At 52.6% G+C, this 18,005-nt stretch carries 17 protein-coding genes; 14 read left to right on the top strand and 3 right to left on the bottom strand.

Annotated elements, in window-relative coordinates:
- Positions 1-420: 420 nt before the first annotated feature.
- The 3 genes from GQY55_RS26050 (at position 421) to GQY55_RS26040 (ending at position 3,669) form a co-directional block, all read left to right on the top strand.
- Positions 421-1,842, top strand: coding sequence for an ABC transporter substrate-binding protein (locus GQY55_RS26050; RefSeq protein WP_160044840.1), 1,422 nt, complete (start codon positions 421-423; stop codon positions 1,840-1,842).
- 90 nt (positions 1,843-1,932) lie between these two features.
- Positions 1,933-2,823, top strand: coding sequence for a carbohydrate ABC transporter permease (locus GQY55_RS26045; protein ID WP_160044839.1), 891 nt, complete (start codon positions 1,933-1,935; stop codon positions 2,821-2,823).
- A gap of 12 nt (positions 2,824-2,835) precedes the next feature.
- Positions 2,836-3,669, top strand: a complete 834-nt coding sequence (locus GQY55_RS26040; protein ID WP_160044838.1) for a carbohydrate ABC transporter permease — start codon at positions 2,836-2,838, stop codon at positions 3,667-3,669.
- A 138-nt stretch (positions 3,670-3,807) separates the two neighbouring features.
- Here GQY55_RS26040 and GQY55_RS26035 read toward each other — a convergent pair whose 3' ends face one another.
- Entirely contained in the window at positions 3,808-4,350 is a 543-nt protein-coding gene (locus tag GQY55_RS26035; RefSeq protein WP_160044837.1) for a DUF1697 domain-containing protein, read from the bottom strand.
- 272 nt (positions 4,351-4,622) lie between these two features.
- On the opposite strand from GQY55_RS26035, the gene GQY55_RS26030 reads away from it, so the two are divergent.
- From GQY55_RS26030 to GQY55_RS26010, 5 genes are all read left to right on the top strand, one after another.
- The gene (locus GQY55_RS26030; protein ID WP_160044836.1) at positions 4,623-5,792 is read left to right on the top strand and encodes a copper amine oxidase N-terminal domain-containing protein; all 1,170 of its coding nucleotides are present in this window, start codon (positions 4,623-4,625) and stop codon (positions 5,790-5,792) included.
- Positions 5,793-6,123: 331 nt separating this feature from the next.
- Positions 6,124-7,395 (top strand): right-handed parallel beta-helix repeat-containing protein, encoded by a 1,272-nt coding sequence (locus GQY55_RS26025; protein WP_160044835.1) that lies wholly within the window; start codon positions 6,124-6,126, stop codon positions 7,393-7,395.
- Positions 7,392-7,961, top strand: a complete 570-nt coding sequence (locus tag GQY55_RS26020) for a nitrous oxide reductase accessory protein NosL (protein WP_160044834.1) — start codon at positions 7,392-7,394, stop codon at positions 7,959-7,961. The genes GQY55_RS26025 and GQY55_RS26020 overlap by 4 nt, the downstream gene beginning before the upstream one ends.
- Positions 7,962-7,985: 24 nt before the next feature.
- Positions 7,986-8,807: an ABC transporter permease gene (locus GQY55_RS26015; protein ID WP_160044833.1), complete on the top strand. Its 822-nt coding sequence runs from the start codon at positions 7,986-7,988 to the stop codon at positions 8,805-8,807.
- A complete protein-coding gene (locus tag GQY55_RS26010; protein ID WP_160044832.1) occupies positions 8,800-9,513 on the top strand; it encodes an ABC transporter ATP-binding protein in 714 nt (237 codons plus the stop codon). Before GQY55_RS26015 ends, GQY55_RS26010 begins: the two co-directional genes overlap by 8 nt.
- Here the strand turns inward: GQY55_RS26010 and GQY55_RS26005 are convergent.
- The gene (locus tag GQY55_RS26005) at positions 9,489-10,256 is read right to left on the bottom strand and encodes an HAD-IIB family hydrolase (RefSeq protein WP_160044831.1); all 768 of its coding nucleotides are present in this window, start codon (positions 10,254-10,256) and stop codon (positions 9,489-9,491) included. The genes GQY55_RS26010 and GQY55_RS26005 overlap by 25 nt on opposite strands.
- A 91-nt stretch (positions 10,257-10,347) precedes the next feature.
- Between GQY55_RS26005 and GQY55_RS26000 the strand changes: the two genes are divergently transcribed.
- The 3 genes from GQY55_RS26000 to GQY55_RS25990 all read left to right on the top strand — a co-directional run bounded on the left by GQY55_RS26000 (position 10,348) and on the right by GQY55_RS25990 (position 13,213).
- Complete coding sequence (locus GQY55_RS26000) at positions 10,348-11,040, top strand: Crp/Fnr family transcriptional regulator (RefSeq protein WP_160044830.1); 693 nt, start codon at positions 10,348-10,350, stop codon at positions 11,038-11,040.
- 162 nt (positions 11,041-11,202) lie between these two features.
- Positions 11,203-12,003, top strand: a complete 801-nt coding sequence (locus GQY55_RS25995; protein WP_160044829.1) for an alpha/beta fold hydrolase — start codon at positions 11,203-11,205, stop codon at positions 12,001-12,003.
- Between the two features lie 319 nt (positions 12,004-12,322).
- Entirely contained in the window at positions 12,323-13,213 is an 891-nt protein-coding gene (locus GQY55_RS25990) for a Vgb family protein (protein ID WP_160044828.1), read from the top strand.
- A gap of 85 nt (positions 13,214-13,298) precedes the next feature.
- Here GQY55_RS25990 and GQY55_RS25985 read toward each other — a convergent pair whose 3' ends face one another.
- Positions 13,299-14,177 carry a LysR family transcriptional regulator gene (locus GQY55_RS25985; RefSeq protein ID WP_160044827.1) on the bottom strand — a complete coding sequence of 293 codons (879 nt, stop codon included), beginning with the start codon at positions 14,175-14,177 and terminating at the stop codon, positions 13,299-13,301.
- 111 nt (positions 14,178-14,288) lie between these two features.
- Between GQY55_RS25985 and GQY55_RS25980 the strand changes: the two genes are divergently transcribed.
- The 3 genes from GQY55_RS25980 (at position 14,289) to GQY55_RS25970 (ending at position 17,923) form a co-directional block, all read left to right on the top strand.
- Entirely contained in the window at positions 14,289-15,575 is a 1,287-nt protein-coding gene (locus GQY55_RS25980) for an adenylosuccinate synthase (protein ID WP_160044826.1), read from the top strand.
- A gap of 183 nt (positions 15,576-15,758) precedes the next feature.
- Positions 15,759-16,436 (top strand): SOS response-associated peptidase, encoded by a 678-nt coding sequence (locus tag GQY55_RS25975; RefSeq protein WP_160044825.1) that lies wholly within the window; start codon positions 15,759-15,761, stop codon positions 16,434-16,436.
- Between the two features lie 188 nt (positions 16,437-16,624).
- Positions 16,625-17,923, top strand: a complete 1,299-nt coding sequence (locus tag GQY55_RS25970; RefSeq protein ID WP_160044824.1) for a WD40/YVTN/BNR-like repeat-containing protein — start codon at positions 16,625-16,627, stop codon at positions 17,921-17,923.
- The last annotated feature ends 82 nt before the right edge of the window (positions 17,924-18,005 follow it).

Raw genomic sequence — 18,005 nt, 5'->3', positions numbered from 1 at the left:
ATCGATAATGGAATGCTTCGACTCCGGCCCCCCTTTTTCCATGACGTTAATTGAACACTAGTAAAATACATTTTCATTTTACAATTTTTACATTTATCTGGTATGAGACCGAAGAGGGACGGCCTTTAGGATCAGACCTGGCGAACGCCGTCGTTTCGAAGTGTCAAAAAAAAGAAAGTAAACCTTGGCCGGCCCGCGCAAAAGGCCTGATGGGCGATTTTTTTCGCTTTTATCGTATTTGGCGGAATGGAAGATGGGAATCAGGACATGGGGGAAGCGGAAGGGAGGCTGCAAAAATCGGCTTGATTCCACAGAACTCGTTTCTTGCAACTTTTACAATCAGGAACTGAATATTTGCGGACAAAACGCAATAAAGATGAAATACGGAATCGCTTTCGAAGCGAAAAAAGGAGGGATATGATGATGATCGCAAAACGGAAATGGGCGCTGATGTCGTCGGTTTTGCTGCTAGCCGTGACCGTGGGTTGTTCCAGTCCGGGATCAAGTTCGGCTCCCAAAGGAACGGGAAACGATCCTGCTCCGTCCCAGGGCGGGGGAGACAAAGGCACGACAGAAAAGAAAACGATTACGATCACGTACCGCGACGACGGCACCGGCGAAAAAGGGACGTTATATAAATGGATCAAAGAGGTTTCCGCGCAATATCCGAATAAAAACGTCGAAATCAAACCGACCCCGATCCAGGCATCGGAGGGAGATTATTTTGCCAAAATCGCGCTGGCCCTCAAATCGAAAGACACCGCTCCGGATATCGTCACCGAGGATACGTTCATGCTGAATTCGGACGCAAGCGCCGGCTTCCTGGAACCGATGGATGACAGGCTGAAAGGCTGGGAGGACTGGAGCAACGGCTCGTTCATCGAAGCGATGAAAAAGGGCGTTACGGCCAGCGACGGCAAAGTGTACGGGGTACCGTACAATACGGATTCGCGCGGGCTTTGGTACAACAAGGAGATATTCAAGAAAGCGGGACTCCCGGAAGATTGGAAGCCAAAAACGTGGGATGAGGTGCTGGATGCAGCCCGGACCATCAAGGAAAAAGCGGGCGGCGACGTCGTCCCGATCTGGATGAACCTTGGCAAAGCGACCGGGGAAGCGACCTCGATGCAGACGTACGAAATGCTGCTGTACGGAACAGGCGAACGGCTTTATGACGACGCCGGCAAAAAATGGACCGTCAAAAGCCAAGGCATCAACGATGCGCTCGGCTTTATCGAGACGGTGACGAAGGAAAGGCTCGGCCCGCCGCTTTCGAAAGTGTTGAACGGGCAGGCGGGCAACACCGCGACCCGCGAATATTTGCCGAAGGGCAAGCTGGCGATTTCGCTGGACGGCTCCTGGATTACGGGCAATTACCTGGATAGCGGGGCCGCTCCTTGGCCGGAATACAAAGACGTCCTCGGATTCGCGCCGATGCCGACCAGCAAAGGGCAGGATCCGGGCACGATCACGCTGGCGGGCGGATGGGCGCTGTCCATTCCGAGCAACGCGCAGCATAAAGACGAAGCCTGGGATTTCATCAAATTCGCTTTGAACAAGGAAAACACGAAGAAGCTTGTCATTTCGTCCGGAAACATTACGGTACGGGCGGATGTCGCCAAAGATCCGGAATATACGAAAATGCCGTTTAACGAAATCGCGACGGAATATTTGCAAAACGCTGAATTCAGACCCGCCCAGGACAAATATCCGGAAGTGTCGACGCAAATCCAAACGATGGTCGAGTCGGTCGCGACCGGCACAGCCGCGGCGGATGCAGCCAAAAAGTACGCGCAGGACGTCACCCGGATCGTCGGGCAGGATCATGTCATAGAAAAATAAAAAGCCCCGCATGCCTGCGCGAAACCGTCATCGGTGCGAAGCGCGGGCATGCGGTGTTCGCATTTCATCCGAGAAAGGAGAGTCGCGTCCATGGGCGGAGTCTCGGTATCATCCCCTCAGTTTAGAAAAAGAAACTGGACCTGGTTGTATTTTCTGCTGCCTTCCATCGTCATCATGCTGCTGTTTTTTATTTATCCGATCCTGCTGACGTTTTTTTACTCTTTTACGAACCTGGCGTTAACCGGGGAAGCCGCAAAAGAGTTGAAATTCGTCGGGCTGGACAATTACGCGCGGATGTTCCAGGACCCGACGGTTCGAATCAGCATTTGGAACACGCTCATATTCCTGATCGGTTCGGCCGTGATCGGACAGCAGGTGCTTGGTTTTCTGATCGCCCTGCTGATGAAGCATAAAAACAAGACGTTCCGGCGCGTCATCGGCACCGTCGTATTGGCCGGTTGGGTCACGCCCGAAATCGTGTGCGCCCTATGCTTGTACAGCTTTTTCGGCGATGAAGGCACGCTGAACGCAATCATTACGTCTTTTGGCATCTCGCCGGTCACGTGGCTGTATACCGTTCCGATGTTGACCGTTATTCTCGCGAACATTTGGCACGGGACCGCTTTTTCGATGCTTGTCTTTCAGGCGGCGCTGGATGACGTGCCGAGCGAAATCGAGGAGGCGGCGGTCGTGGACGGCGCATCCAGGCTGCAAATTTTGTTCCGGATCACCATTCCCTATATCAGGGAAACGATCACGACCAACATGATGCTCGTCACGCTGCAAACGTTGGGCGTGTTTGGCCTCATTTACGCCATGACGGGCGGCGGTCCGGGAACCAAAACGACGACGCTGCCGATTTTTATGTACAACCAGGCTTTCGTGAACTACCAGCTCGGTTACGGAACGGCCATTTCGCTTCTGTTGCTGCTGCTCGGCATCGTGCTCAGCCTGTTTTATATCCGTTCGTTAAAAGAGTAAAGGAGATTTCGTATGAACGCCAAACAGCGCAAGCTTATCTATCGAATCCTTCCTTATGTCATTTTATCGTTGATCGGGATCTGTTTTTTGCTGCCGCTATTGTGGGTGCTGGTGGCATCCGTCGATCCGAATGCGATGCAATCGCTGAAAATGCCCAAGCAGCTGACGGCCGGGAACTATGTCGATGTGCTGACCAGCCATGAAAACCAGCGGGCTTTTGCCATCGGCCTGTTGATGTCGCTGGGTCAAGCCCTCGTCGTCGTCCTGCTCGCGCTGCTTGCCGCCTATCCGCTGTCCCGCTATCAGTTGAAATACAAGAAACCGTTTATGCTGACGATATTGTTCATGACTTCGCTGCCGATTACGGCCGTCATGGTGCCGGTGTATCAGCTGTTTCTCACGTTGAAGCTGTATGACAACGTCGTTGGCGTCGTGCTTTTTTACGTCGCTTCGTCCATGCCGTACGGGATCTGGATGATCAAAAATTTCATGGATTCCGTGCCCGAAGATCTTGAAGAGGCGGCATGGGTGGACGGCGCGTCGGTGTTAACCGGCATTCGAAAAATCGTCGCTCCGCTCATGGTGCCCGGGATCTGCACGGTGGCGATTTTTACGTTTTCCGGCAGCTGGGGCAACTTTTTCGTTCCTTACATTTTGCTGCAAAATCCCGAAAACTTTCCCGCCTCTTTAAAGCTTTATCAATTTTTCGGCCAATACGGCATGGTAGACTACGGCAGGCTGGCGGCGTTTTCGGTGTTATATGCGATACCGTCGATCGTGCTGTATATTCTGTCGCAGCGGTTTATGTCCAAAGGTTTCAGCATGCAGGGAGGGACGAAGGGGTAGCGTCGTCATCCATTCAAATGGTTGTGACGGATGGAAAATGAGGATGCTGCTGGCCAACAGCGGTTGAAGGGTCCACGAAAAAAGGAAAAGGCGAAGGGACAATCCCCGCGTAACGGGGCGCACCTTCGTCTTTTTTCGTTACATTTGCAGTTCCTTAACCATGTCCGCCAGTTTGTTCATCGTCTTCCAGTTCCGAACCGTACCCGGCGTGCCCAGCTTGTTCAAACTGTCCGCCAGCTTGGATTCGTTGAATTTGTTGCGGATCAGCATGTAAAGGTCGGGGCCGATAATCGTGTATTCATCGATGCCGCGGTCGACCGCGGCGAGGCGCTCCATGCCTTCAGCCGTCGGAATCCCCGAAAGCATCGACACATGGATGGATTCGCCTTCTTGAAGCGAAGCTTCATCATAAGGGCACTGCCGGAGAATCGCCGTAAAGTCCGCGCCGCTGCGGATGATGACGGGAATGTTCAGCCCGAAAGCGCTATTGATTTCCTTTTCGATGAGATCCTGCAAGGAATCGGCGTCCAGATCCGAGGCCAATATCACGTTGCCGCTTTGGATATACGTTTGAACCTGCTTGCATCCCGCTTTCTCAAGTACTTCCCGAAGCTCGGCCATTTTGATTTTGTTATGCCCGCCGACGTTAATGCCGCGAAGCAGCGCCGCGTATATGGTCATTTAAATCGTTCCTCCCCTGTCGGAATGGGATCGTTTTTTGTCAATATGGTAGATTTTATAGAATCCTCTTCCATCTTGCAAATGAAAATTATTTGCTTATATGATTTTGATGCCCCGTACCATCCCGTCGAACTTTTTCAGTGACAATACCTTGATCGTAACTTTTCCGGGGAACCGACGTCTATTAGAAGCAGGCTACAAGAAAAACATAAAAAAAATTGCGCCCTATTTGGCTGCAAGCCAACAAAGCGATTGCCAGGGAGGAAAAAAAGATGTCGTTAAAATCGAAATCCGCGGCGGCCATTGCAGCCGTTAGCTTATCTGCCATGTTGACCGCTGCTCCTTTGTTTTCGAACACGGTTCCTGTGGCGTCCGCCGCGGCGGCCCAAAAGAAAACCGCCCCGATTCAAGTTGCTTTAAACGGAGGGACCTATTCCTTTGAGGCCGCGCCGATCATGGAGAACGGGACGGTGTACATCCCGCTTCGCGATTTGGGCGATTTGCTGGGACTCCAAGCTTTTTGGGATATCGCCACGAAAAACATTTCCATCGCTTATCCGGGTACGTTGATCACCATGCCGCCGGGAGGCAAAGAGGCGGTGATCAATGGGAAAAAAGTAAAGCTGGCCACGCCTGTGCGCGTTATCCAGGGCCGCACGTATGTTCCACTCCGGTTCATCTCCGAATCCTTAGGCATTCAAGTGCAGTGGATGGCAGCTAAACGGACGGTTGCGATTACGCACTCTTCTCCTTACGTTAAAGGCGGCGGCGTAAATACCGCAGCGTGGTTGAACCCGAAAACCGGCGAGGTTTTCATATCCTATCCCTTAAACGTGAAGCCGCAATCCGTCGGCAAACTGAATGTTGATATCAAGGAATTTATAACGGGCTTTGAAGCGCAGCCTTTAGCGGGCGGAGGCCTGATGCTGAGAGTTGTCGATAACTTTGGGGAACCGCACATTCATAACGACGTTTATACGGCATACGTCAAAAACAATAAAATTTTGAAGCAAGCCAAAGCCTATTATTTTAAGCGCTTTGAACGAAGCATCGTTTCATATAACAATCATCCGGTGCTCCTGGACGGAAAAACGCTGACGGTGTTAGATAACGACGGCAACGTGCTAAAAACGTACGATTTGCCGACTTTGGGCGGAAAGGACGAGGAATACACCGTTGCCGCCATGGGCGACGATTACCTGCTCATTCGTCCAAACGACACGGGCCTGCTGACCTTGGTCAATTTAAAGGACAATACCCGGGTTCTCCTTTACAAAGAGCTGCTGACTCCGGAAGAGCAGGAATACTCCGAAAAAAATGACGTTCCTTATTTCGGGGACGACTTGAAATTTTACGAAGCGACCGCCGACGGAAAACTCGTTTTTTATTATACAAACCCGTTCGACGGCAAAGAGCGCGTGCTTGAATATAAACGAAAATAAAGTTGAAATCGTATAGCGGCGTTAAAAAGCAGGGAGGCATCTCCCTGCTTTTTTTGTTGATGCAACGTTTGAAGGCGAGTTGTTGAATTGCGCTGGCGATGATCGAACGTTTAACGATAAATCGATAAAGTACGAGGGAATATACAGGAAATCGGAATAAAGCGGATCACAAAGTAGACACAATTAACGGGAATTTTAGCCAACTCGGGCTATATGGAACGAAGGGCGACTTCTGTAGAATATGTAACGTAAACCGAACCCATGGAGGTGTTGTCCGCTGTCCAAATTTCGTTTTGTATGGGCCGTTGCGCTCCTAAGCTGCTTTTTCGTTTTGTTTCCATCCGCTTCAGGTAGGGCAGCTGCATCCGCCGCCGTTCCCCTGCAGCCGATCGTAGATCAGGCCCGGACTGGGGAGACGATTCGGCTCGCTTCGGGAACTTATCTTGGCCCCGTCATCATCCGCAAATCCGTCACCATCGAAGGAGACGGTGCAGCAACCATAATAAACGACAGCGCCAATTCCGCCATCTCCGTTGAAGCCGATGGAACCCGGTTGAGCGGACTGATGATTAAACATCAAGGAGAAGGGGATACGGCCGGCGTTGAGGTTCATGCCCGTTCGGTTCAATTGGAGCGGCTGAAGATCAACACTCGCGGGCATGGCATGATGCTGCGGGACGCGAATGACGCCGTCATCCGAAACAACGACATCGCCTCTTTTGCGGAGACCGCCGCTCATCCCGAAGAAAAAGGGAATGGAATCGATCTTTACAACGCTCAGAATAACAACATCATGAACAACAAAATCGCTTATATGCGGGATGCGATTTACATGGAAAACGGCCGCAACGAAACGGTACAAGGGAACCGGGTTTCTTATTCGCGGTATGGCATTCACCTGATGTACATAGACGATTCGCAAGTGGCGGATAACACCGGGGAATTCAACTTTACCGGGGCGATGGTGATGGTCGTGTCCAATACGTCGATTTCAGGCAATGCATTCCGAATGCAAAAGGGCAACGTCAATTCGCAGGGGATTCTGCTATACGACGTGCGCCAATCCCGGATCGAGCGGAACGTGCTCGAAGGAAACCGGGTCGGGATTTATATGGAAAACGCTGCGGAAAACCGGCTGACGGACAATGATCTCATCCGCAATTTTGTCGGCATCCAAATGTTCCGCTCGGACAGGAACGAAATGAAACATAATGCGTTTGTCGCAAATGTCATCGAAGCTTCGGAAAAAGAAAGCGGGAGCAACCGTTTAACGGGGAACTATTGGGACTCCTTTCAGGGACTCGATTTGACGAATGACGGAATCAGCGAATTGCCGTTTTCGGTTCGTCCGTTCTATCAGAACGTCATTGCGGGGAATTCGGCTTACCAGCTGTTTTTCCAGTCTCCGGGGATGAATTTTTTGAGCGAGATGTTTTCGGGAGGCGTTCAAGCCGCCAAAGATGACGCACCGTTGATGAAATTGGATATTCAGGAAGCGGCAGCACGTGGCCGGACAGGGGATAACGTTGCCGTAGCCGCCGTCGGATTCGTACTGCTTGCAGCTGCGATATCGATAATCGTTTTAGGGGGAATTCGAACATGAAAACAAAAAGATTCTGGATGCCGGTCGCCGTGGTGACGCTTGGCGCGCTCGTTATGAGCGGCTGCGGTGCAAAAAAATACGAAGCCTTGCCCATCGACGAAGCCGTCGATATTTGCGAGGAATGCAAAATGCAGGTCAAAGACGGCGTGTACGCGACGCAGCTGACGTTGGCGGACGGAAAAAATTACAAGTTCGACGATATCGGATGCATGGAAAAATGGGAAAAGGAGCATGCGCAGGAAAAGCTGGGCATGGATTTCGTTCGCGATTACAACGATAAAACGTGGATCGAACATGACAAGGCCACCTATGTTTATGATCCGTCCATCCGCACGCCCATGGCTTACGGGGTGATCAGCTTCACGGACAAAAAATCGGCCGAGGAATTTGTTGCCAAAGAAGAGGCCGGGAAGGTCATGAGCGCGGAAGAGCTGGCCAATCATGATTGGAAGCAAAATAAAGACATGATGATGGGGCATGAGGAAAGCGGATCGGGAGACATGAAGGACATGAAAGGAATGGACGGGACGAGCGAACGCAAGCAGGGGAATTCGGACCACCCATAAACGAAAGGAACCGGGGATGCAAACATGTCGGATATGATCCAATTGGCCAAAAGGGAAATCAGGTTAGGGTTCCGGAATCCTTGGTCGTATTCCTTCCTGATTTTGTTCAGCGTTTTTAGTTTGTGCCTGCTTGGCATTAACGCTCAAAACTATGTGCAAGGGTATTCCGGAGTAACAGCATCGATGCTCAGCCTTATTTTGTATCTGCTGCCTTTGATGACGTTGTTTATCGGAGCGTTTTCGCTTACTTCCGAGAAAGAAGACGGAAGCTGGCAGCTTCTGTCCGCGTATCCGCTCGGAACGCTCGCTTTCGTTGCCGGGAAATATGCGGGGCTGCTTGTCGTGCTGCTGACGGTGACGTCTTTCGGGTATGGCCTGATGGGCATGCTTGGCGGCATGATCGGCGCAAATCTCGACTTTAATACGTACGGCTTGTTCTTCATCTTTTCATGTTTATTGGTCCTGCTGTTTTTAGGCTTGGCCATGTTTGTCGGCTCGTTGTCCAAAAACCGATGGCACGCGCTGACGATTTCCGTATCCGTCTGGTTTTTTGCCGTCATCGGCTGGCAGGCGTTTCTGCTTTCCTTTTTAAACCTGCTGCCGTATTTGTGGATCAAACCGCTGCTGGTGACGTTCACGTTTCTGAATCCCGCCGAGTTGGTCCGGATTTTTGTCGTCGTCCGTTTGGGAGGCGGCTCCATTTTGGGTCCGGAATATTACCGATGGGTCGAGTGGATTCAGCGTCCCGGCGGGGGGTTGCTTTTTGGTGCGGCATGCCTGATGTGGTCGGTTTGCTTGATGACAGCTGTGTATTGGATATGGGAAAGGGGGCGCCGGCGTGGATGATGTGATCGTACAGGTTCAAGGATTATCCAAAAGCATAAAAAAGCAGCCGATCGTAAGCGATATTTCCTTCAGCCTGAAGAAAGGCGGCATCCTGGCATTGTGCGGCGGCAACGGGGCCGGAAAAAGCACCGTGCTGCGCATGCTTGCAGGCATTTTGCAGCCGACGGCCGGGAGCGTATCTGTGAACGGCATCAGCCGGGAGCACAACCGGCGGCTGTATGCCGAACAAATCGGCTACATGCCGGATGATTTTCAATTCCAGCCAGGGTTTGCGGCACGGGAAACGCTGCTCTTTTGGGCGTCGCTCCGAAAGGTTTCCAAGGAAAGGGTCGAAGAAGTTCTGGCGATGGTCGGCCTGGAAGCCGCCGGGAAAAAGCGGGTCGGCTCCTTTTCCAAAGGGATGCGGCAGCGGCTCCTTCTGGCCCAAGCCCTGCTGGCAAAGCCGCCCGCGCTGCTCATGGACGAACCGACGAACGGCCTCGATCCGTTTTGGACCCGGGAATTCGTTCGTTTGCTCAAGCAGATCCGGCAAGACGGCGGCACGATGATCTTTTCGACGCATCAGCTGGAAGTGGCCGAGGAGTTGGCCGACCACGTCGTCTTTTTACATCGGGGCCGGGTTGCCGGCGAGGGGAGCGTCCGTTTTTTCCGGGACAGGCATCGGTCCCTGCATGATGCGTTTCATGCCAGTTTGGGGTTGGAATAAGCGTTGGAAAAAGCGTGCAGCCTGCGGGCAATGACGATCTCATCCGGAGGAAGCTGTTCCGCCGCGTAAGGCTCAAGGCTTGGATGGCTGCCAACCTTAACCGCCGTATGGGCGTGCTGGAACATCGTCACATCGTTTGCATCGTTACCGAAAGCGACGTACGACTTGTCCTCCAGTCCAAGCTTGATGAGCCCGCTCCACTTATCGATGCCGGGAGGGCTAATATCCAATATGCCTTCGTTTCCATGCTCATGCACCACAACGGGCAATGCCGACAGTTTACCGAGCAGCAGCTTGCGGTCCGGGACGTCCAGCCACGCCATTTTTACAATTTTGTCCAAAGAAGAGAGGGGGACCTGGCGTGCGCGCCGCTGCGGATCGACATTGCGCCGGATCGGGTGATCATCCCTTCCCGTGTAGGCGTAGTCCCATTCACCGTCGATAAGATAGGGGAGCCGATGTTCATCGATGATCGCCAGCAGATGTTTTTGCGTATCCGCTTCAAAATGAACCGTCGACATGATTTGGTTATCTTTGGCTGCAAAAGCGCCGTTTCCCCCGACCAACGGATAATGGTGCATATGCGGGGGAAGGACGGGAAGCAGATCGCGGATCGGGCGCGCGGAAGCAAAAATAACTTCGTGGCCGCGATGAGTCAGTTCGTCGATCGCGTTGACGATGGCGACGCCAAGCGCCTTGCCTTGAAAACAAAGCGTACCGTCGAGATCAAATACGAATTTCATTTGTTGCACATCCTTCGTCTTTTTGTTTATATCTTAGAAGGCGTTGGCGACCATGGAAAGGACATATGTCCTGAAAGGATCATCGAATCACATGAAAGTGTTACACGATTCCAATCTATTGCAAGAGAAAATGCGGGAATTCGATCTGGAAAGCCTGTTCGCCTCCATTTCCGGCATCCCGTTCGAACTCCGCCTTTACGAAGAAGGCGAAATCGTGCTTGCCGAGGGAGAGCGGATGGATGCGCTGTTGTTTTTGGTGGAGGGCAGGATCAAAATTTCATCCAGCGTGCAGACGGGAAAAGCGCTGCTGCTTCGGTTTTGCGAACCGTTTTCAGTAATGGGGGACATTGAGCTGATCCAGGACGTGCCGGTGCAGTCCCGGGTGGAAGCGGTTCGGCGCACGTTGTGCCTGGCGGTTCCATTTTCGTATGCTTACGGGCATTTATTGGACGATCCGAAATTTCTAATGTTCCTGTTGACCCATGTTACCTTTAAGCTTCAGACCTGCACGACGGCTTCAAGAGTCAACTTGCTGGCCGGCGTCGAAAACCGGTTTGCCTGCTACCTGCTGTCCACCCTGCATGAACAAAGCGAATTCGGCGAGGAAATCCGGACGGCCAATACGCAGGAAATCGCGGATTTGATCGGCACGACGTCCCGTCATTTGAACCGCGTCATACTGAAGTTATCCGAACAAGGCGTTATCCGCAAAGAAAAGGATTTGATTTACATTTTGGACGCGCGAGCGCTTAAGGAACTGTCCAACGGAATTCGTTACGAGTAGGTTCTAGTTTTGAATGATGAATATCTTTGCAGCTAGCCTTGAATCGCTTATATCCCTTTACAGGAATATTCCTTGTGTGGTATATTGTTGCCGAAGGAGCTTATCACTGCAGCCAAGACCATCGCACACCTGCAGCTCTAGTCCATTCAGAGGAGAGATATGATGAATAAGGTCACTTCAAAAGACGGTACTCCCATAGCATTCGAGCAGTCGGGATCGGGGGATGCCGTGATCATGGTAGGGGGCGCGCTGGGTACGCGTTCACACCCGCAATGGATGCAGTTGGCCGGTCTATTGTCTGAACAATTTACAGTCATTAATTATGACCGCAGAGGGCGGGGAGATAGCGGCGATACGCTTCCTTATACGGTGCAGCGGGAGATCGAAGATATTGAGGCCCTCATCGATCACGTTGGCGGCACCGCGTATGTTTACGGCATTTCATCGGGCGCCATTTTAGCGCTGGAGGCTGCAAGCCGCCTTTCGTCCAAAATCACGAAGCTTGCCGTATACGAGCCGCCGCTCATTTTGGATGACAGCAGACCTTCGCTGCCGGAAAATTATGTTGAACAAATCCATGAGGCCGTCGCCGCAGGCAACCCGGGAAAAGCCGTCGAGGTATTTATGACGCAAGCATTGCTCATCCCCGAAGAGTACCTGGCTCCAATGAAAGCCGCCCCGATCTGGCCGGAGATGGAGGCTGTGGCGCACACGCTGGCTTATGACGGCATCATCTCCCGTGAGGTCATGGCAGGCAAACCTTTGCCGTACGATAAATGGACCTCCGTCACCGCAGCCACGCTGGTGATTCATGGCGACCAAAGCGAGCCGATGTTCCGCGATGCGGCTAAAGCCGTTACAAATAACGTCGCGCACGCGGAATACAAAGCTTTGCAAGGTCAGGGGCATGATGTGTCGCCGGAGGCTATTGCACCCGTGTTGTTCGAATTCTTCAAAGCGTAATTTGCAAATAAAGTTGAACCGTCATTTGATGTTGAATTCATATTAGAACTTGTGATATGGTTAACCCAACCAGCATTGAAAGGGTGAACCAAGGCCAATGATCTACTAATCCTGTCTTCAGCGAAAAATCGTGTTAAACGATTCATTTCCGGATAGGGTTAGTGTAGGCTTTGCTCGATATATGCACGAGGTGTGCCGTTCCATGATGAACGGCTTGTCATTTCGCGTCAGCCTGCCCCTGTCCGGATTACGGAACAGGGGCTTTTTGCGCGGATTTTATGTCCCTGATTCCGTGAACATGATCAAGGAGGAATTAAACATGAAATGGACATTTAGCGAATATAAGGTGCCGATGCCAGATTCCGGACCGTACGGTATGGCCTGCGGCAAGGACGGTGCTTTGTGGTTTACGGAGCAGAAGGGAAACCGGCTCGGAAGGATAACGGAATGCGGAGAAATAAGCTCTTTTGTTGTCCCGACGCCGCAAGCGGGCGTGATGTCGGTCGTTGCCGATTCCCGGGGGGACGTCTGGTTTACGGAATATCACGCGAATAAAATCGGGAGATGGAAGCCCGGCGGCGTTTTTGCCGAATATGACGTTCCGACGCTAAACGCCGCGCCTTTCGGCTTGACGGAAGGTCCGGATGGCGCGATATGGTTTACGGAAATGAACACGGACAGGATCGGGAAAATATCACCCGCAGGCGAAATTACCGAATACGAATTGCCCAATACCCAATCATTCCCTTCCTTTATAACCCAAGGCTCGGACGGAGCGCTTTGGTTTACGTTAAATCAGGGAAATAAAATCGGCCGGATCACCGTGGAGGGGGAAATCACGGAGTTCGACATTCCGACGCCCCAATCCGGACCGGTCGGAATCGCAAACGGACCCGACGGCGCGTTGTGGTTCGTCGAAATTATGGGGAATAAGATTGGAAGAATCACGACCGGCGGCGAGATCAAGGAATACGCGATTCCGACGCCGAATGCACGGCCGCATGCGATTGCGCCGGGAATTCAAGGAGACCTCTGGTTTACCGAATGGGGAGGTAACCGCATCGGCAGGATTACGATCGAGGGCGCCATGACGGAATATATGATTCCGACCGACATGGCGGAACCGCATGGCATCGCAGTGTCCGAAAACGGGGACGTCTGGTTTGCGGAAGAATGCGATAAAATCGGGCGGCTTAGCATGGAAAAGTAACAAGCCGCACCATGTACGGCGTGGCTAAACGTCCCCCTTGAACGGCTGCATCTGGAAGTGGACAAAAGTCCAGGGGACACGATAACTACGGTAAAAACTCAATGAAGCTTTTCGAAGCGGCCGATAGCGGGACGCCCTTTAAAGTTGCAATCCCGACCCGTCGTTCCGGGATCGGCGGATCCAGCGGAATTTCGATCAGTTTGCCGGTCGCCAGTTCATCCATAACGAAATTGCGGGCGATAAACGTCAAACCGAAGCCGCTTCGGGCAAACTCGACCAATAAATCAAGGCTTCCCAATTCAAATTCGGGCCTCAACCCGACGCCGTTGGATTTTGCGTATTCGTCAAGATAATGCCGCGTGCTTCCTCCGGGTTCCAGCAGCAGCAACGGATATTGGCCGATGGAAGCCAGGGGAAACGGAGCCTGCGTTAGGGAAACGTATTGCGGATGGCCCACCAAACAATCCTGCAGCACCAAGCTTTGGCGGAAATCGACTTTGGGGTCCGACACGGGCAGATTGACGATCCCGAAGTCGATTTTTCCTTCTTTTAAAAGCGCCAAGGTTTCCGGCGTCGTACGATTCGTAACGTGCACGCGAATGTCCGGGTACTTCGCATGAAACTGCTCGAGGTAGGGCAGCAGGTAATGCTTGCATAACGTGTCGCTGGCGCCGACATGGATTTCTCCATGCAATAAATTTTGCATTTCCGCAATTTTTTTCTTGCCGACTTCAAGCAGGTGAATGGCCTGTTCAACGTATTGAAACAAAACCTCGCCTTCGGCGGTGAGAACGACTCCTTTGGACGTGCGAAAAAACAAAGGCCCTCCAAGGCTGCCCTCCAACTGCTTGAGCGTGTGACTGACCGCGGGCTGCGTAATGTGCAATTCTTCCGCTGCTTTCGTTAAGCTGCCCAGCTTGGCGGTCCAATAAAAAACGCGGTACCATTCCATATTCGTATCCATTGTCATTACTCCTGTTTATATCAAGGATTATTAATATCAATTTCACTTATGCGATAACCGGAATTATACTTATCCTTGTTGATAAAATCAAGCGATGGGGAGGAAATGCAATTGCCAGTCACAGCGATTGTAGGAGCTAACTGGGGAGACGAAGGCAAAGGCAAAATGACCGACGTTCTTACGGCGGATGCATCTTATGTGGTCCGTTTTCAAGGAGGCAGCAATGCGGGACACACGATCATTAACGATTACGGAAAATTTGCGCTGCATATGCTGCCGTCGGGGGTATTTTACCCCGAAGCCGTCAACGTGATCGGTCCGGGAACGGCACTGGATGTTGAAATGCTGCTGAAGGAACGGGACGAGTTGTTGTCGAGAGGCGTGCCGGAACCGAAGCTGGCCGTTTCAAGCCGGGCTCAGATCGTTCTGCCGGTGCACCGGCTTTTTGACGAACTGGAGGAAGAGCGGTTGGGCGCGCGGAGTTTCGGCTCGACCAAACGGGGGATCGCCCCGTTTTATGCCGATAAATATGCAAAGCTGGGGATCCAGGTTGCGGACTTATATGACGGGAAAAGATTGATACCGCGCTTGGAACAACTGCTTGACGCCAAAAACGTGCTGCTTGAGCATTTGTACGGTAAACGGCCTATACGGGCGGAAGAGCTGGCGAAGCCGTTGCTGGAAATGGGCGAAAAGCTTCGGCCTTACGTCGTTGACACGACCCAAATGCTAAATGAAGCTTACCGCAGCGGAGCCTCCATTTTGCTTGAGGGCCAGCTCGGGGCGCTTCGCGATCCGGATCACGGCATCTATCCGTTTTCGACGTCCTCCTCGACTTTGGCAGGTTTCGCAACGGTCGGGGCAGGGCTGCCTGCGCATGCGATCACCGATGTGGTTGCCGTCGTCAAAGCGTATTCCAGCTGCGTCGGCGCCGGGCCATTTGTGACCGAGCTCGATGGAGCGGAAGCTGAGGAATTGCGCCGGCGCGGAGGCGATGCGGGCGAATACGGCGCTTTGACGGGCCGCCCGAGAAGGGTCGGCTGGTTCGACGCGGTGGCGACGCGCTACGGCTGCATGGTGCAGGGCGCGACCGAAATCGCATTGACCAATCTGGATGTGCTCGGCTATCTGGACCAAATTCCGGTATGCGCTGCGTATGAACTGGAAGACGGAACGGTAACAGATCAATTTCCGGTAACCGCCATGCTTGACGGTGCGAAGCCGGTGCTTCAATATTTTGAAGGCTGGAAATGCGATATATCCGGAGCGCGCACGTTTGAGGAACTGCCTGAGGCCGCCCGGCGTTATGTCGAATATATCGAATCGGCCGTCCAGGTCAAAGCGAAATATGTTTCGGTCGGCCCGAGACGGGATCAGCTGATTACGCGTGCTTTATAATAAATGAACCGATATTAGAGGGCAAAAGAACCCCAATCATTTAGGATTGCGGGTTCTTTTTGTATGCACCCACATACATGGAACTCGACCCATTATATTTGAAGATGGCGCGCTTTTTGGAAAATATGCATAAATTTCCTCTTATGGCGAAAACTAACGTCCATAAGAGGAGGGTGATGCTGCATGTGCCAGCGTTATTCAATGGCCGCCGACCTGCCGGTGTTGATGGACCATTTTCAAGTTGACCGCGTGATGTATTATTACAGAAACCGTTATAACGTCAGTCCGACCCAATTTACTCCGGTCATACTTCAGCAAAACGGCGAGCGCGTCCTGGACGAGTTCCGTTGGGGTTTCATTCCCTACTGGGGGAAAGACGCGGTCAACGCCGACCTGCGTACGGTGAAGGACAACCCTTCGTACCGCAAAATGATCGAGAAACAGCGGTGCGTTATTCCGTGCAACGGGTTTTACTATTGGAAAAAGGAAGGGAAAAAGGCGCACCCCGTGCGGGTGGTGATGAAAAACCGCGGGATGTTCGGAGTAGCCGGTCTATACGAAATCTGGAAAGATCACCATGGCGAGCCGCTCCGGACCTTTACGCTGGTCATGACAAGCGCCAACCGCTTGATCGGAAATTTGGAGGAACCCCGGATGCCGGCCATTTTGCCGGAGGAAGCGATAAAAGACTGGCTGAATGAAGAACCCGGCGAATTTCACCGGCTAAGCTCGCTCCTGCAAACCTACTCCGACGAGGAAATGGAGGCATACCCGGTCACGCCGCTGATCGGCAACGACGCGCATGACAGCGAAGAATGCATCCGGGAAATGGATTTGCGGACGGCCTGGGTGAAGCAGTAAATCTAGCGGTTCCGAACGAGAATGAGCATTTTTTGGCTCAATCCCCTCGCCGCCTTTTGCCGCAAAAGGCAGCAGGTCCTTGCTTCCCCCTGCTTCATTGGCGCAAACGCTTCAATATGTTATATTATTTGAGCTGGGGGATTCTTTTTTTGAAAGGACAGGCTGTCCTCAGGAGAGGGGGAACTAGGATGAGTTGGCGCAAACCGCTCTTTGGAATCGCTTTGCTGTGCTGCCTATTGTTAAGTGCTTGTTCTTCCGGGGAGGGACACACCGCGGCGCCGGCGTCAGCTCCCACCGTGCAGGATGCCGCCGAACCGGCGGCCGACGAAGGCCAGACGTTGACGGTGGTGGCTCCGAGCGCAGAGAACAAGGTAAGCCCAAAAAATGATGCAGGCAAATATAAAATTCAAACCAAGCTGACCGATTTTCAGCTGTTAAGCGAAACGCAGGGCATTGCCTGGGGATTGACCCGCAATGAGCTTCGTTTGTATTTAACCGAAGACAACGGCCGGACCTGGGTTAACATTTCGCCGTCGGCCAATGTGCAGTTTCCGGCGAACCCCAAGTACGGAAAAGATATCTATTTTACGGACCCGATGCACGGATGGATCGTCCGCGATCCTTCGGGAATGTCGGAAACGATCGTTTTGCACACGAGCGACGGGGGAGAAACCTGGAACATTTCTTCGATTCCGCAAAAAAACAGGGTATCGGCGTTGAATTTCGATTCGCCCCTGCACGGCGTGATGATGACGACGGAGGAGGCATCGACGGGCAAGGAGCTGAAGGTGCTCTATCGCACGGATGACGGCGGGGCCGTCTGGAACGTCGCGATGCAGAACACGGTCTACGATCCGGGAAAATCGGGCGCCGGCAGTCCCATTCCGCATCTTGGATATACGGTGGGCCTGAACTTCAGGGATTCGCTGAACGGTTTCGTGATGGTTCAGGAGTTGGGCGAACCGAAACTCTACCGGACGAATGACGGAGGGAAGAAATGGACCGCGGGCCCGTCCATTTTTGACAGGGAGAAGCTGAAGCCGTGCGTCTCCTATGCGGCGGGGAACCTTGAGTTTTTTGGGGCTTCGCGTCAGGAAGGATGGATTCCGATCGGCTGCAAGCTGGGTGAGAGCACCAAATATAACGGCTATTTCACGAAAGACGGCGGCGAGACGTGGACCTTTGCCAACTTCGCGCTTCAAGCAAGCGAAGGTCTGAACCAATCGCTGCGGCCTGCCTTCATTAATGCAAGCGAAGGATGGGCACTGGTCGGCAGCACGCTGTATCATACCGTCGACCAAGGCAAAGCATGGTCGGCGATGGCCAGCGATGAAGCGCTGAAGGAAAAGCTGAAGCAGTACCCTGAAGTCGTCAAGCTGCAGTTTTCGTCTCCAACTGTGGGGTGGCTTCTCATCGGCAACAACGAGCAAAAAAGCTCGCGGCTTCTTCAGACAACCGACGGCGGAGTCACGTGGAGAGTGTTGTAACATGAAGGGAGAACGGGATGTTCTCCGTTTCAGAGTGTGGACCCATAGGGTTGTGAAACGAATGAGCTTTCCGTTTCACAAC

It is taken from the genome of Paenibacillus sp. USDA918EY, assembly GCF_009870825.1.
GTDB lineage: Bacteria > Bacillota > Bacilli > Paenibacillales > Paenibacillaceae > Paenibacillus_AQ > Paenibacillus_AQ albilobatus.
This window is presented reverse-complemented; position numbering and strand designations above follow the sequence as displayed.

Coding starts and splice junctions, on each gene's coding strand:
- GQY55_RS26050 (WP_160044840.1), top strand. CDS start 421: ATGATGATCGCAAAACGGAAATGGGCGCTGATGTCGTCGGTTTTGCTG.
- GQY55_RS26045 (WP_160044839.1), top strand. CDS start 1,933: ATGGGCGGAGTCTCGGTATCATCCCCTCAGTTTAGAAAAAGAAACTGG.
- GQY55_RS26040 (WP_160044838.1), top strand. CDS start 2,836: ATGAACGCCAAACAGCGCAAGCTTATCTATCGAATCCTTCCTTATGTC.
- GQY55_RS26035 (WP_160044837.1), bottom strand. CDS start 4,350: ATGACCATATACGCGGCGCTGCTTCGCGGCATTAACGTCGGCGGGCAT.
- GQY55_RS26030 (WP_160044836.1), top strand. CDS start 4,623: ATGTCGTTAAAATCGAAATCCGCGGCGGCCATTGCAGCCGTTAGCTTA.
- GQY55_RS26020 (WP_160044834.1), top strand. CDS start 7,392: ATGAAAACAAAAAGATTCTGGATGCCGGTCGCCGTGGTGACGCTTGGC.
- GQY55_RS26015 (WP_160044833.1), top strand. CDS start 7,986: ATGTCGGATATGATCCAATTGGCCAAAAGGGAAATCAGGTTAGGGTTC.
- GQY55_RS26005 (WP_160044831.1), bottom strand. CDS start 10,256: ATGAAATTCGTATTTGATCTCGACGGTACGCTTTGTTTTCAAGGCAAG.
- GQY55_RS26000 (WP_160044830.1), top strand. CDS start 10,348: ATGAAAGTGTTACACGATTCCAATCTATTGCAAGAGAAAATGCGGGAA.
- GQY55_RS25995 (WP_160044829.1), top strand. CDS start 11,203: ATGAATAAGGTCACTTCAAAAGACGGTACTCCCATAGCATTCGAGCAG.
- GQY55_RS25990 (WP_160044828.1), top strand. CDS start 12,323: ATGAAATGGACATTTAGCGAATATAAGGTGCCGATGCCAGATTCCGGA.
- GQY55_RS25985 (WP_160044827.1), bottom strand. CDS start 14,177: ATGGATACGAATATGGAATGGTACCGCGTTTTTTATTGGACCGCCAAG.
- GQY55_RS25975 (WP_160044825.1), top strand. CDS start 15,759: ATGTGCCAGCGTTATTCAATGGCCGCCGACCTGCCGGTGTTGATGGAC.
- GQY55_RS25970 (WP_160044824.1), top strand. CDS start 16,625: ATGAGTTGGCGCAAACCGCTCTTTGGAATCGCTTTGCTGTGCTGCCTA.